This window comes from Botrimarina hoheduenensis, from assembly GCF_007859815.1.
Lineage (GTDB): Bacteria > Planctomycetota > Planctomycetia > Pirellulales > Lacipirellulaceae > Botrimarina > Botrimarina hoheduenensis.
Genome location: NZ_SJPH01000003.1, coordinates 591,437 through 605,855, shown reverse-complemented (window position 1 = coordinate 605,855; position 14,419 = coordinate 591,437). Strand labels below are relative to the sequence as shown.

Here is a 14,419-nt window from a genome sequence, read left to right as displayed (position 1 = left end):
CAATCCTCTGGGCCTTTATCCCAGCTACCCGCGACGCCGGGGCTGGTGCCCGCTCGCGGCCAGTAGCAACAGCACCGCTGCTGCGGGTTCGGGGACGGCGGCTGGTGAGGAGAACGCCGCGCTGCTGGCGGCCAGATAGTTCTCCGCCCACTGCGCGTAGTGCGCCGGGCCGATCGGCTCGTTGAGCGCGTCGTTGCGGAGGGCGCCGGCGGGCGCGCCTTGGTGGTCGCGCCACACGGTGTAGTCCGCCACATCGACGACGCCGTCGTCGTTGTAATCGCCCGGCAGGGCCACCGCCGTTTCGATCACCGGCAGCGTTTGATCGATCGCCACGTCGTACAGTCGCTGCACGATGCCGCTGGGCCACTGGATGGTGATCAGGTCCACCGGATCGGCGGACTGGCCTAAGCCGAAGTGCGCGGTCCGCTCGCTTTGGCTAACGAAGCTGCTGCCGCCATCGATCTCCCATACCATCTGCTGGTGGGGGGCGGAGAGGTCGGGCGTGACCGTGATCCAGGTGCCAATGCCATCGCGATTGGACTCGACCCCCTGCGTCTCGATGCGCAGGTAGTGGTTGGCGTTGCCGCCATCGTTGCGATAGAGGATCGGCGTGGCGGCGTGGTTGACCACGAGCAGGTCGAGGTCGCCGTCGCTGTCGTAATCGAGGTGGACGAGGCCGCGCCCCTGCTGCGTGTCGGTGATCCCCGACGCCGTGGAAACATGCTGGAAGACGCCCCCCGTGTTTTCCCACAGGTAGGTCTGGTCATTCGCCCAGCCGGGACCGTTGTAGCCGTTGGTGGCAGAGAGGTCGGCGTCTCCATCGTTGTCGTAGTCAAAGAAGGTGGTCCCCCACGACCAGCGCGAGTCTCTCACGCCGGCGGCCAGCGTGACGTCGGTAAACTGGCGGCCCCCGTCGTTGCGATACAGCCGATTGAAGCCGCCGAAGGGCCCGGGGTAGAGCGGATCGTTGGTGATGTTGGTGATGAACCAGTCGAGGTCGCCGTCGCCGTCGTAATCGCCGAACGTGCTGCCCATGCCGTTGAAGTCGGTTCCGACACCGGCGGCCAGGGTGCCATCGGTGAAGGTTCCGTTGCCGTTGTTCCAGAAGAGCTGGCTTGTGTGGAAGTCGGCTGCAAAAGTCAGGTCGGCGTGTCCATCGCGGTCGAGATCGACAAAGCGCGGGGCGAAGCGGTAGGTGCGCTCGCCGCGGTAAACGTTGATGCCCGCCGCGACGGTCACGTCTTGGAAACCACCGGGCTGCGTGGCACCCAGGTTGCGGAAGAGCCGCGACTGAGAGTTGGCGACCGTGTTGCCCCAGTCGCCCGTGACCAGGTCCAGATAACCGTCGCCGTCGTAGTCGCCGAAGCTGGCCCCCTGGCCGCTGCGCGTGGTGGAGCTGGCGAGTGCCGTGGGATGGCTCGTGCCGGCGTCGGTGAAGTGGCCGGTGCCGTCGTTCAGATAGAGATAATTGCGGGTGTACCCGACCGTGGTCATATAGAGGTCAAGGTCGCCGTCGTTATCAACATCGCCCGAGACAACGCCGTTGGTGTACGTCGGGAAGCGGAAGCCGGCCGTGGAGGTGCGGGCTTCAAACGTTCCATCGCCCCGATTGCGGTAGAGGATGTCGTTGTCGTTGAGGCGGGTGAAGACGAGATCGACGTGGCCGTCTCCGTCGAAGTCGCCGGCCGCGACGCCCCCCGAGAAGAACGCCTCGCTCGGCAGGCCCTGAATCAAGGCCGGCAGGGTTTGGGTGTGGTTGATGCCCGCCGCAGCGGTGACATTCGTGAACGTAACGGCGCGGGCGGTAGTCGATCCGGCGACGCCAACGGCAAGCGCCGCGATCCACGCTACGCCACATCGGAGGGTCGCGGTGGGGGGGCCGTTCATCTTCGGCTTACTCCGCAACCGATGCAGCCGGCGAGCACAATCAACGCCGCGCTCGTTGGTTCCGGCACGATGGCCCGTCCAAAGTAGTTCAAGGAGCGCTGCCACACCGCTTCGCCGACCAATTGGCCGATCCGCCGACCGGTAAAATCGTCTTGGGGCGGATGGATACCGCCCCAGATGCGCGACTCCGCGGCCATGTCGGCGGCGTCGAAGTACGAGGCAAACTGGATCGAGAGCGACTCGGTAGGACCGTACTCAAACCCCAGACCGCTCCCCTGGGGGATCGGGTACTCAAACAACCCGCCGGGGGCGTAAGGCGAACCGGTCAACAGCGTCATGATCTCGGCACCCGTGCGACTGAAGGTCGAGTGGCCCGACACGTATCCCGGAAACGGCGGCGTCACAAAGCTGCTGAGCTGATAGGGAAGCCATTCCGCGGCCAGGATCCAGCCCACACCGCTGAAGTGCGCCGGGTCTTCGAAGGGCGCTGTTCCCTCGACCGGGCCGCGCCAGGCGCGGATCGCGATCTCGCCTTCATGGCCCGCGAGGCCCTCGTGCCGTTCGCCGACGGCGGTGGTGGCGGCGGTCACCACCTCGACGAGGCCCGGCTCGAGCGGCAAGCCGTCGGGATGGTAGGAGGGCCCGGCGGGGTCGGACGATTGCCCGAGTTGTCCCATATGGCGGAGGAAGGTAATAGGGCGCGACGTATCGTAGTGGCCCTTGTGGTTCCACGCGGCGATCGCGGCGTCGTGCAGCCCCGCGTTGAGCGCGAACATACTCTTCACGTCCCACTCGAGGTCGCTCAGGGTCGGACCGCTGCCGCCGATCTGCTTAGCAATCCCGAGCGCTTCCATTGCCTCGGTGACGTCATTGCGGATCTCGTTCCAGTGGCCCGGTGGTGCCGTCGACTGGGGCCCGTCGGCCCAGAACTCGGCCATGAGGCGCGTAAAGTCACCCCGCGGCACGAGCTGTGGCTCGTAGGGCAGGCCCGTCACCGGATTGGCGGCATAACCAGTCTGCGCATAGCTCTCCGTGAACGGCGCGCGACGCGCGTTGCCGCGCGAGGCGGGGGAGATATCGATCAGCACGCCGTCGCTGGGATCGAGCTGCGACGAGTAGCGGATCATCGTCAACGCACCGGCCTTGAAGGCCGCATCGCCAACTCCGCCGAGCTGAGGGGGCGTTCCTTGATCCAGATACACGCCACTAGCGCCGCGGTCGGCGGGGGCTAAAGCGAAAGGGGTGACGTCTCCCCAGTAGGGCGTCAGGTTGGTCTGCGTCGAGGGCAGGATCGTCGAGCCAAACTGGTCGATTCGGTCGCCCCTGAAATTGAGCGGCTGCCAGCGATTCGGGTCGTTCACCGTCACGCCAGCGTCTTCCACGGTCAGCGGCGCATTGACCGGCAGATACATCCCCGCGGGATTTGCGTACTGGTTTGCTTCGTTCGCGCCATCGCCCAGCCCGTACTCGATGATGGACTCCGCGATCCGATTGCCGACCGCCGCCGGACCATCGCCGGTAAGCGTAAAGTTGTCGGGGTCGTAGCCAAGAGCGGACATCTGATCACGAAGGTTCACCACCGTGGCGGAGCGGCCGGGGCCTATGCCACCCGGCCCCGTGACGAACCGGTGCAACAAAACATTGTAGGCCGCGTAGCTGATCGCCTCGTCGCGAGCGGCCTCGATGTCGAGGGCCGTTACCCGCTCTTGATCAAGAAAAGGCAAGGCGGCTTGGTCGTACACCGACCAGGCGTCGTACATGGCGGCCGAAACGTGAAACAAGTTTCGCGCATGGACCGTTGGACGAGCCGTGTCGATGCTGATCGCGTGCAGCAGTTGTTCGTTCCAGACACGTGCCACACTGGGAGCGGCAAGAACGTCTTCGACCGGCGCAATCGTCAACGCGAGAAGGCTTAGCAGAGCGCAGCGGAAGAGGCGCATCGTCAGTTGGCGGTCCAAGCCGCGCTACCCAATTGTTTCGATCTTCTGAAAAGACCCGTGACGTAGAGAACTCCGCTTCTTCGAAGCACTACCCACCGCTTGGGCGGAAAGTACCCCTCGAAGCGGCGAGGACCGTCCCACCGAGAACCGTCGAGCCGGGGAAGAGTGGCCCCACGAGGACCATTCTCACTCTAAATCAGACCCCTGGAACGTTCAAGCAGAAGGGGGTAGCGCTCTGCGTAGCCGAAAGCCATGGCATCGCGGACAAGGGGAAGCCACTCAAGGCTCACCCCTCGGTGGTGGTATTTGCTCCGACAACACAAGCGGAGCTTGTCTAACAACTGCCGTTAAACGATGCGTTTTACGCCCGTGTCAGGCTGCGGGAGCCCAACGGTTTCGATTCAGAAAGCATCTCCACCGGAGCAGCAAACCCGGCTCCCCGCCGCAATCCGCCGGGTAGCATGAGATAGAAGGCCGCTCCGTCTAACCTTCTGCCTCACGCTTCCAGCAAGCCCTTGAGCGCTTTGAGGTCGGTCGCGAGGGCTTGCATGTTCGCCTCGGGACCTTCCTTGCGGAGGTACTCGACGTGTACCGAAACCGCCCCGTCGTAGCCCGAAGCGGCAACCTGCTTGTAGAACTTCGGGTCGACAAGTCCCTGCCCCATCGGGGCGTGCTCCGCTTTGCGACCGTCCCAGAAAAAGTCTTTCGCATACAAGACGCGCAACCAAGGTTTCGCTACACGATAATGCAACGGCCAAGCGAGGCCCCCCTCGATCGTCGCGTGGCGGATGTCGAACGCGATGCCGACTTCACGCGGTGAGACACCCTCTAGAATAAGCGGCAAGTCCCACACCGGGGCCCCCACATAGTCGGGGCCCGAATGGTTTTGGTACACGCCATTGAGACCCAGCTCGTGGTTCATCGCGGCCAGTTCAACCATCGCCGCGTTCACATTAGCGATCTGCTTACGCAGGTCGGTGTGCTTGTCGTAGCGATAGAAGCCAAGGCGATAGGTCGGGGCACCGAGCTGAGAAGCGGTCCGCAGCAAGGCCTCGGCGTGCGGCTGATCGGCGCGGAGAATATCGGTCGTCGAGACGGTCAGCTCTAAGCCATTCTTAGTGAGCGCTTCCACCAGCGCTGGTAAGCGGTCGGGCGCTTCTTCGGGAAGGATATAGCCCTCCTTGCGGACCGTTGCTTCCACGCCGTCGAAGCCGGCCGCGGCGATGCGCTCGGACAGCTCGTCAAACGAATACTGCTGCACGAATTTGATAAACGCACAGTAGCGACGCGGTGGCGCTTTAGTTTCTGCCGCTCGGACGAGCCCGGGAAAGGCCATCAAGCCCGCGGATCCCACGGCCGCCTTCAGAACGCCACGCCGATCCAGCAGCGGGCGATTCACCGCTGGGTCTTCTGGGTGTCGGCTGGCTGATGAGTGGGGATCACGCGAAACCGAGTGGGCGGGGTCGTGGGTCATCGGGTGCTCAGGGTGCGGGAAAAGCAGCGGCTGGTCATCAGCAGAAGTACGGCCATCGCGACGCCGGCCGACGGCTCGGGGACGGCTATCGCAATGGAGAAGGTGGCACCAAAGTTGTTGACCCATACGTTGTAGTCGGCTTGATCAACGATGCCGTTGCCGCTGCCATCGGCGGCGAGATTCATTTGTGAGCCTAACGCGTCACGCCACACGGTGTAGTCGGCGGCGTCTACTTGGCCGTCGTTGTTGTAGTCACCCGGCAGCGATGCCGTGACAACCGAAAGGGTGAGCCCGGTCGGCGAATAGCTGGCATCCCAAGCAAGCCCCGCGGCGAGCGCGGGAGTTGTGAGCGTGGCGAACTGTCCGGTTAGCGAGGGAGCCGAGATGACCGCAAAGCTATCGCCCAGCTGGGGCACAAACCCCCCCTCGAGCGATACGGCCAGCACGCCATCGAGATCGGCCGAACCCGCGCTGAGCGAGGCAAACGCCCCTGCCGCCGTTCCGCCGAGCGACAGCGCGAGCACTCCGTTAGCGGCCTGCTCGTACTCGAGCGCCAACAGGTCGGCATCGGAGGCAACTTGCATAATCGACATCGCCGTACCGCCCAGCCGCAGGGAACGCAGCAGTGCGGGCGTTTGGTCGACGGTAAGAATGCCGCCCGCTTCGACGGTCACGTCGGCTCCGAGGGGGTCGGCCTTGGGTGTCGCGACGGTTGCCACAAACATCGCCCAGTCCACCGCCACGTCGTCGTTCACTTGCACGTTGATGCTGCCTTGCTGCAGCTCGCCGAGCGCTCCGCCCAGATCGACCACGCCGACAAAAGGCGTTGTGGCGTTGATCTGACTGCTCCAACCCAGATCAACAAAACTTAATCGGTTCTGGGGCTGACTGTTGAACAGGCGAAGGAAATCGCTATCGATCACACCGCCCGACTGCTTGAGTGAGAGGGCCAAGCTGCCGTGGATAACCCGTTCGCCAGCGTCCAGCGTGTGCTGGACCGTGAAGGCAACGTTCTTGTTGCCCGCGGTGTCGTCGAAACCTGTTAACGGCAAGCCCGATGAGCCGCTGATGAGCGCTTGCCATTGCGGATCGATGTAGGCGTTATCGACACTTGCCGAACCGTCGGGCGTGAAGCCATCAATATCGCCAACCAAATAGTCGCGCGCAGAGACCTCGTACACACCGGGTTCGGCCCCCTCGGTCCAAGCCAGATCGTCGCTCCACACGCCGACACCCCCTGCCCAGCGGAACGCGCGCAAGTCACGGGCATCATTCATTTGGGCATCATAAAGACTCGTTACGCCGCCGGTGGTGACAGCCTGTCCGGGAGAGTCGTAGTAGCCCGATGGCTGCGGCCCAAACTGCGTGTCTTCAACGATCGTGCCCGTGGAGCCGACCAACCAGTTCTGCGCGCCGGGCGGATTCTGTACCCGGTAGCCCTGGGCGGTAGAGTTCCAGATAACCATATTGGCACCCGACCAACCGTGACCAGAACCGGCATTACCGCGATTACGGGCATTGATCTCATCGCCAACGACCGTGATGTTGTCGAACAGCGTGCCGGTGGCGTAGCGCTGGTGCGGGCCCGAATCTGCTTGGGCGTTGGTAGCGATCGAGTTGTGGAAGACGTTGGGGCCTTTGGGCGATGTCGAGTTGTTCACAAAGTCATGCCGACCGCTGTCGGCCGTGACGTTGGTAACGAGTCCCAACTCGCCGCTCAGATCGTAGGAATAACGCCGCCCGCCGGTAACGATGCTCTTGGGGTCCTCGTTCGAAGAGTTGGCGACCGTGACCCACTTGCTGCCGGGATTGGCCACGACGAGCGAGTCGCCAAAGTACTTACCGGCGATGTCGCGTACCCACACGTTCTGGGCACGGCCGGAGGTGTGGCTGTCGCCGATGGAAATGAACTCCCAGGCGTGGTCTTCGTCGGTCGCTGAGTCGAAGTCGGATTCGCCCCGCAGGTTCTCGATGCCCACGTTGTCGATAGCGCCGCTCCAGGTGTATCTCTGAATGGTCCCGCCGCCGTAGTGCTGTTCGATCGCGTGCGGCAACGGCGCGTCGATAAAGACGCGATCCCCCTCGATGCGCGTGATAACGCGGTCGAAGCGTTGGTTGATCGTGGTCGGCGTCCATTGAGTGACCGTTCCGCCATCGGAACGGGGCGGGATCATGTCCATGCCCAGGTCGCTAATCCACTGGGCGTTTGTGCCGCGGATCACGCGGACCGAATCACCCACGGCAAAGCCGCTTGAGGTGTTGACCCGAAAACTGGTAGCGCCGGCCGGCACGACCTTATCGATCAGCGTCCGCTGCGAGCCGCTGTTGGAGAGGCCGCCACTGCCCTTGATCTCGATGAGCGGGCGCTGATTCGTGCCGTTGGGACCGGTTGTGCGTCCGTGCAACACCGTCCCCCCGGCGTCGCGTCCTGTCCCGCGAAGCACCACGCCGCTTTTGTTAATCAGCAACTGAGTGTTGATGTCATACGAGCCGGCCTGGAGCAGCACGGCTCCACGGTACCCGTTTGCGCCGATCGGCAGATTCCCCACCGCGTTCAGCGCCGCCTGGATCTGGGCGGTGTCGTCACCCGCGATCGGTGAGAGGGTTAAGACGGTTGGCACGTCGCTGGGGATCGCCTCGACCCCTTGCCCGCGGTAACCCACCGACGAGAAGTCCATGATGCGGTCGCCCTCGGCGTCCGGCGTGTAGATCAATCGACCGGTCGCGCCGGTCGTAACCCATTGGCTCTCCACCGCCAGCGCCGTCGAAACGGCGAGCAAGAGACAGAGGCTGGAGAGAGGCAAAGAGAAGAGTCGCAAAGAAGCCGCCTTGAGAGTGCACGGGAGGAGCTAATCGAGGAGCGGCACGGCGGCGATGCCGTACATGTTGAGTCGATTGTGCGGGGTCTGCGTTGCGCCAAGCAAGACCGAGGAGGGCTTCTCGACACGGCGGACCCAGACCGACAGCCGGTCTTCGATGCTCACGCCGGGGCCGACCCCCGAGGCAAAGCTCTCGTTCATGGTCCCGCCCAGGTTGCGGAACCGCCCCCGGTCCATGCCCACGTCGTCCCCGGTGTCAGTAAAGTCTCTGACCAACCATTCGGGCGGGGGCACACGATCATCGAACAAGACAAAGAGCAGCGCGGGCCGAGCGACGGTCACGCTCAGCTCGTAGTCGCTCTGGACCTTGTCGTTGTTGAACATCTTCACGTAGTCGGCTCCGAGCAGGTAAGCGGGAAGGCCCCGCTCGTCGAAACCGTTCCACTCGTGAGACTCGCGATCGACGTAAGCCAGGGCGTCTTCGCGGAGGCCGGCGCGCACCACCTCATAATAGTTCCAGCTTTGATCGCCGCGAATATTGTCACGGATATCGGCGATCACCGGTTCCACTAGCGGCGCGTCGGAAGGGGCGGCGGCAGCGAAACGCTCGCTGGGGATCGACACGATCCGCTGCGCGGCTCCCAGGTCATCAACCCGCACCGCTTCGCCCATCCGCATAACGCGACGGCTCCAGTCGTTCGACCGTTGCTCGATCGGTCCGTAGGCGATATCCACCTCTCCCTCGAACACCACCACGTCGGTCTGGCCAAGATCGTCTACCTCGACTCCGAAGCGGGTCCCCAGATCGACTACGTGGGCGCGGGGCGTATCGATCGCGAAACCGATCGCTTCTTCTGAAACAACGGCGGTCAGCTTGCCCCGTACCGCGACCGCTCGGTCGGGCGCGAGCACTTGCAACACCGCCGGTCCGGTTAGCGTTACCTCGGCCCCTTGCTCGAAGTCGATCCGCATCTGCCCCGAGGTTAAGTGAACCGTCTCGTTCGGGAAAACGTCGGTGCGCATGCCGTCGGGACGCGAGTTGGAGCAGAGCACCACCCACCGAGCGCCGTCCGTTGGATGCGTGATCTTAGCGGTAGGGACGCGCGCCGCGAGCTGTGCTTCGCTCGGCGCGGAGCGCTGCTGCAGCGCCCAGCCGGTCAAAGCGATCCCGACCAGGCTCGCGCAGACCGCCAGCAAGGCGTAGCCGATTGCTTCGCGACCGTATCGACGCTCCCTGCCCCGCGGACGTGACCGCTGCGAGAAAGGGGTCTCTAGGTTCAGAACGCTGGCGGCGAGCGCGGCATCCTGAGCCGTCACCGACCAGTCAAGTGACGTATGGACGCCGATCTGCTCGACGTACCACGCCAGTGCCTCGGGGTCGTTGCTCAAACGCTCCTCGAGCCGTCGTATGTCGCCGTCGGTAGCGTGGTCATCGCAACAGGCGTTCACCAGCCGTACAAGCTCGCGATCGGCGGCCGGTTGAAACGTACGGTCGGCTGAATCTTTCGGCTTGTTCATCCGCGTAGCTCGGGGCTAATTCGACGACGCACGCAGTCGAGAAGGCCTCGACGGATCCTTGCGAGCGCTTTGTATACGGTGCTGGGGGGACGGCCGAGCTGCTCGGCCGCCTTCAGCGCGGTCACGCCGCCGCCATATCGCTGCTCGACCAACTGGCGGTCGGCTTCGTTAAGGCGGCGCAGGCAAGCGACGAGCGCTTCGCTGCGCAACTCGGCGATCTCCGACTGGGCAAGCACTTCTTCGGCAATGTCCTGCATCAGGTTTTCGTTGAAGTAAACCCGCTGGGTGGCGTACTTGCGGCGGTGCCGAAGCACCTCGATATGGGCCACTCCGCAGGCCCACGGAAGAAATTCGCGAGACTGGTCGAAGCTGCTCCATTTTCGCCACAGCGCGATGCTGGTTTCCTGCATGACGTCGTCCGCGTCGTTGCGAGACGGCAGCACGGCCCCGATGTAGGCATGCACCCGGCGTTGGTGTTTTGCGAAGAGCTGTACGAATTGATCGACCGACTCGTTGCTCGGCGTACCGCTCTGCGTGTCGCCCAACGGGGCGGAGCTGGAGTCAGGAGGCCGATCGCTGGTGTTGTCCTGCAAGCCGCCCCCTTCCTGCTGTTTCGCTTAGCTGTTTTGCTTAGCTGTTTCGTCGCCTAGCTGTGTCGCCGCTTCCACTTTTCTGCCTTGCAGGTCGCCCCCCCTAGCCTCGTTTTAACGGAGGGTTATTGCTTAGCGCATTGGTTAGCGCTTAGGCGCAGCGATCCGAACCGTTATCGACAAGAGCACTGGTGTTTGGCGGGCCCTCAAAACCGTGTTGATAAGATAATCGCCATCGATCAGGCAGCGCTGAGACCAGCCGGAAGCCACGAGGTGTGGGGACTCCGTCTCCAAGATATCCACGGCCCGGCCCCCAAACTGACCACGAAAAAGCAATTCGGCTGGCGGATTTCGGTGAAACACGCGGTTGATCAGTGCTCCCCAGCGGGAAGATTCGGATTATCTTAGATTTTTCATGGTCAATTGGCGGTGCCATGCCCGGAAACCCCTACAGACGCCTCGGTCTGCCCGCCGAGCGTTCTTTTCAAACTCTTCGATCTCCTTTTCCCGTTATTAGTCTTCAAACTAAGGCGTTTTTTTCGCTCGGCATGCGGTGGCGTACGGGTTCTAGCCGCCGAGGCTTCTCGAAGACCCCTTAGATAGCTTTCCTTTGTGCTGAATCGACCCGATCGCTGCCTGATCCACACGGCCGATCAGGCCACCCCGCTTGGCAGGGTGCCAAGCTGCGTAATGAAACACTTTTCTCAACTAAATTATTTGCGCTACAAGGGATCATCGGGGGGCAAAGAGCTTGCCCCTGAACCCTCTTTTTGATCCGCTCGGCGAATCGCTTCTCTCGACCCCACACCACTGCCTCCCTCATCTGAAGGTACTTTCTTATGTCTCGCTTGACTCTGCGCGGGGGAGCCCTGACGGCCGCCTGCTTGCTAATCAACTTCTCGCTGATCGGCTCGGTGCCATCACAGGCCGACGCCCAGATTGTCGCCTCTGACAACTTCAGTGACTTCGACCGCGACAACGACGGAGTGAGCGACGATGGCAACGCAACGCCTGTAACGACCAACGACGGTATCGCGTGGTACGCGATCAACGGCTTGACCAGCACCGGCGATCCGCGTAGCCAGAAGCCGGGCCTCACGGTCATCGATGGCTCGCCCCTGTTGGGCGACGGAGCCGCCCTGTTTGTAGAGGCAGTCGGTTCGAATGGCGAGTTCATGGGCGTTATGCCCAGCACGGTTGACCTCGGAGCCGCGGTTGGCTCGAAGATCACCATTTCGTTCGACTTTTGGCTGCAAGACGACTTCTTGCCCGCGAGCGGCGAATTCCGCTTCGGCTTTTACGGTGACACCGACAACCAGTTCGGCTCGGCCGCGACCAACGATGATGGGTCGCCGACCGTGTGGGGCGGCAGCGATGGCAATTTCGACGCCGAGGATCCGGGCGCGATCGGAGACGTCGGGGCGTTCGTCCGCGTGCAGTTCGGCGGCCTGCCGACGCTCGACGGCAGCCAAACACGTCTCAATGAAGAGTCGAACGTGAACAACATCCTCGGGGGGGCAGGCGACGGAGACCTTGTCATTATTGCCGGTGCCGGCGAGTTCGGAGTGATCAACGATGTCGGCCGCCACTCGTTCCAATACATCCTCGAACGCTCGGCACCGAGCATCACCGGCGCTACGGTTCGGCAGACGCTTATCATGACCGACTCGGACAACGTTGTTTGGACGCTTACCGGCCTCGACGGGGACGACAGTGAGAACGATACGATTGTCGCCGGCGAGAGCTTCGACTACTTCGTGGGCCTTGTGAACACTGATGCCGACTACGTGATTGATAACTTCCAGGTCGAGCTCAGCACCTCTACCCCCGCCGTCTCGGGTGACTTCAACGGTGACGGCAAGGTGGACAACGGCGACCTGAACCTGCTGCTCGGCAGCTGGGGCTCGGCCACGGTGCCCGCCGCATGGATTAACGGCTTCGACACGCCTGTCGACAACGGCGAGCTGAACGCGCTCTTGGGCAACTGGGGCTTCGGGGTTGGTGTCGCCGTTCCCGAACCGACTGCCGCGCTGCTCGCGTTGCTGGCCGCTGCGGGCACGGTTGCTCGCCGCCGCTAATAGCCGCGGCCAGATTTCTACGCAACAAACACCTTGGCTTCTCTCATCCGCGACTCTTCTAACGAGATTGACCTCATGACGATTCACTCCCTGGTTCGATCCCTGTCGGTGGGTCTCGCACTCATGGCGACCACCGCCTTTGCGAGCCCGATCACCGACGGCTTTGACGACGGCAACCGCCAGAACTCGCCCAACGGCCTGAACTGGTACGGCATCAACGGCACGACCAGCACCGGCTCTCCCAAGCCGGGCCTGGAAATCATTGATGACACCGCCGGCATCGGCTCGGGCGACGCGCTGAGCGTCGAGGGACGCGGATCGAACAGCGAGTTGATCGCGGTCTTCGGCCAGACGGTCTCACTGGGTAGCCAGACGGGTGACAAGCTGGTCATGAGCTTTGACTTCCGCGTCAACGGACCGAACCTTGGGGGCGAATTGCGTTTCGGCGGCTATCAAGATACCGACAACCAACTCGGCATCGGCGGCTGGGGCACGAGCGACGGCGACTTCGACGCCGAGAGCCCCGGCGCGATCGGCGACACGGGCATCTTCATTCGCCTGCCGCTGACGGCCAACGGCGACAGCGCCCGCATCAATGATGAAGCAAACGTGAACAATATCCTCGGGGGATCGGGCGACGCCGACTTTATCGCCTCGCCTGATGCCGGTTCCTTCACCGGCATCACTGACGACCTGAAGCACACGGTCACGTTTGTCGTCGAGCGTCTCGGTCCCGGCGTGAACGACCTGCTGATGACGCTCGACGTCGATGGTCTGAACAGCTTCGGCGGCAGTGACTCGAACGACACGATCGTTTCGGTTGTCTCGTGGGACTACTTTGCGGCGGTCACCACGAGCGACACCGACTGGATCATCGACAACTTCAGTATCGAAGCGATCGCGATCCCCGAGCCAACGGCCCTGATGCTGGCGGCGATGGCCGTGACCGGCTTGCTCGCGCGGCGTCGTTGACCAGCGGCTTCGTTCACTAGCAGCTTCGTGGCGGCGGTCAGTTTCTCCTCTTTCCCTGTTTCGTCAGGACTCAACGGACATGAGCAACGGCAAAAACCCTCGGGGGGCCTTTACGCTCGTCGAGTTGTTGGTGGTGATCGCGATCATCGGCATCCTGGTGGCGTTGCTGCTGCCCGCCGTCCAGGCCGCCCGCGAGGCGGCGCGCCGTTCGCAATGCATCAACAACATGAAGCAGCTCGGATTGGCGCTGGCCAACTACGAGTCGGTGCGCAACGAGTTACCGCCAGGACGACTGACCTGTGAAATGGATTCGGTTTACGCACCTCCCTGCGACGAGGTACCCAACTCAACGGACGAGCGGGGGCTGATGAGCGGTTTCGTTCTGCTCCTGCCTTACCTTGAGGAACAGGTTCTGTACGACCAGGCAGGCATCGGCCAGACCGACATGATCTGGCTCTACAACGGAAACTGGCGCAATCGTGCTGAACGCGTTGCGGTTGTCGAAGCGCGGCCGCAAGCCTTCATCTGCCCCAGCGACTCCGGAGATGGCCTCGCCGAAGAGTACACGGACGAAACGCTTATCCCCCGGACGAGCTCTTATGCGTTTGTGTCGGGTATCAACGGCCCCCGCTATGAGGGCTCGGCACCCGTGAAGCATTTTAACACCGGGCCGTTCTTGTACCTGTTGCGTCGTAAGACCCGACAGATCACGGACGGACTGTCGAAGACTGCCTTCGTGGGCGAAGTGATGCAGGGCAATCTGTCGGGCAACAGAAACATCTGGACGCACGGGTTCCGTCACTTGGACAGCCTGCGCTCCACCGAGAACCCGCTCAATACGCCGCCCAACTCCAGCTGGCGCAATGGGTTGCCGCAGTACACCGCGACGATTTTTCAAGACAATAACGGTAAGAAGTACGACGTAAACGGTGCGTTCGGCAGCGAGCATACCGGCGGCGGCGTCTTCGCCTTCGGTGACGCTCACGTCGAATTTCTTACCGACTCGATCGACTCGGTCGCATACAACGCCTACGCCACCACCAATTGCGGTGATGGCGAAGGGACCGCGCTCGAGTGCAACAAATCTCTAAGAGGCACCGACTGGAAATGGGATTGAGCCGATCGCTTCGAGCTAGAACCA

9 protein-coding genes are annotated in these 14,419 nt (G+C 62.8%); 3 read left to right on the top strand and 6 right to left on the bottom strand.

Annotated features, from left to right (window positions below):
- Nucleotides 1-24 precede the first annotated feature (24 nt).
- The 6 genes from Pla111_RS09730 to Pla111_RS09710 form a co-directional block, all read right to left on the bottom strand.
- Nucleotides 25-1,887 carry a CRTAC1 family protein gene (locus tag Pla111_RS09730; protein WP_146573751.1) on the bottom strand — a complete coding sequence of 621 codons (1,863 nt, stop codon included), beginning with the start codon at nt 1,885-1,887 and terminating at the stop codon, nt 25-27.
- Nucleotides 1,884-3,827: a vanadium-dependent haloperoxidase gene (locus Pla111_RS09725; protein WP_146573749.1), complete on the bottom strand. Its 1,944-nt coding sequence runs from the start codon at nt 3,825-3,827 to the stop codon at nt 1,884-1,886. The genes Pla111_RS09730 and Pla111_RS09725 overlap by 4 nt, the downstream gene beginning before the upstream one ends.
- 496 nt (nt 3,828-4,323) lie before the next feature.
- A complete protein-coding gene (locus tag Pla111_RS09720; protein WP_197524907.1) occupies nt 4,324-5,301 on the bottom strand; it encodes a sugar phosphate isomerase/epimerase family protein in 978 nt (325 codons plus the stop codon).
- Nucleotides 5,298-8,081 (bottom strand): hypothetical protein, encoded by a 2,784-nt coding sequence (locus tag Pla111_RS17220; protein ID WP_231930894.1) that lies wholly within the window; start codon nt 8,079-8,081, stop codon nt 5,298-5,300. Before Pla111_RS17220 ends, Pla111_RS09720 begins: the two co-directional genes overlap by 4 nt.
- A gap of 69 nt (nt 8,082-8,150) precedes the next feature.
- The gene (locus Pla111_RS09715; protein WP_146573745.1) at nt 8,151-9,638 is read right to left on the bottom strand and encodes a FecR domain-containing protein; all 1,488 of its coding nucleotides are present in this window, start codon (nt 9,636-9,638) and stop codon (nt 8,151-8,153) included.
- Nucleotides 9,635-10,231: a sigma-70 family RNA polymerase sigma factor gene (locus Pla111_RS09710; RefSeq protein WP_146573743.1), complete on the bottom strand. Its 597-nt coding sequence runs from the start codon at nt 10,229-10,231 to the stop codon at nt 9,635-9,637. Before Pla111_RS09710 ends, Pla111_RS09715 begins: the two co-directional genes overlap by 4 nt.
- An 836-nt stretch (nt 10,232-11,067) precedes the next feature.
- Between Pla111_RS09710 and Pla111_RS09705 the strand changes: the two genes are divergently transcribed.
- The 3 genes from Pla111_RS09705 to Pla111_RS09695 all read left to right on the top strand — a co-directional run bounded on the left by Pla111_RS09705 (nt 11,068) and on the right by Pla111_RS09695 (nt 14,395).
- Nucleotides 11,068-12,306, top strand: coding sequence for a hypothetical protein (locus Pla111_RS09705; protein WP_146573741.1), 1,239 nt, complete (start codon nt 11,068-11,070; stop codon nt 12,304-12,306).
- 75 nt (nt 12,307-12,381) lie between these two features.
- Nucleotides 12,382-13,278: a PEP-CTERM sorting domain-containing protein gene (locus tag Pla111_RS09700; RefSeq protein ID WP_146573739.1), complete on the top strand. Its 897-nt coding sequence runs from the start codon at nt 12,382-12,384 to the stop codon at nt 13,276-13,278.
- Between the two features lie 79 nt (nt 13,279-13,357).
- Nucleotides 13,358-14,395, top strand: coding sequence for a DUF1559 domain-containing protein (locus Pla111_RS09695; RefSeq protein WP_146573738.1), 1,038 nt, complete (start codon nt 13,358-13,360; stop codon nt 14,393-14,395).
- Nucleotides 14,396-14,419: the final 24 nt, after the last annotated feature.

Bases quoted from the DNA above. Each gene is read 5' to 3' on its own strand.
- Pla111_RS09705 (WP_146573741.1), top strand. From the start codon at position 11,068: ATGTCTCGCTTGACTCTGCGCGGGGGAGCCCTGACGGCCGCCTGCTTG.
- Pla111_RS09720 (WP_197524907.1), bottom strand. From the start codon at position 5,301: ATGACCCACGACCCCGCCCACTCGGTTTCGCGTGATCCCCACTCATCA.
- Pla111_RS09700 (WP_146573739.1), top strand. From the start codon at position 12,382: ATGACGATTCACTCCCTGGTTCGATCCCTGTCGGTGGGTCTCGCACTC.
- Pla111_RS09730 (WP_146573751.1), bottom strand. From the start codon at position 1,887: ATGAACGGCCCCCCCACCGCGACCCTCCGATGTGGCGTAGCGTGGATC.
- Pla111_RS09695 (WP_146573738.1), top strand. From the start codon at position 13,358: ATGAGCAACGGCAAAAACCCTCGGGGGGCCTTTACGCTCGTCGAGTTG.
- Pla111_RS09715 (WP_146573745.1), bottom strand. From the start codon at position 9,638: ATGAACAAGCCGAAAGATTCAGCCGACCGTACGTTTCAACCGGCCGCC.
- Pla111_RS09725 (WP_146573749.1), bottom strand. From the start codon at position 3,827: ATGCGCCTCTTCCGCTGCGCTCTGCTAAGCCTTCTCGCGTTGACGATT.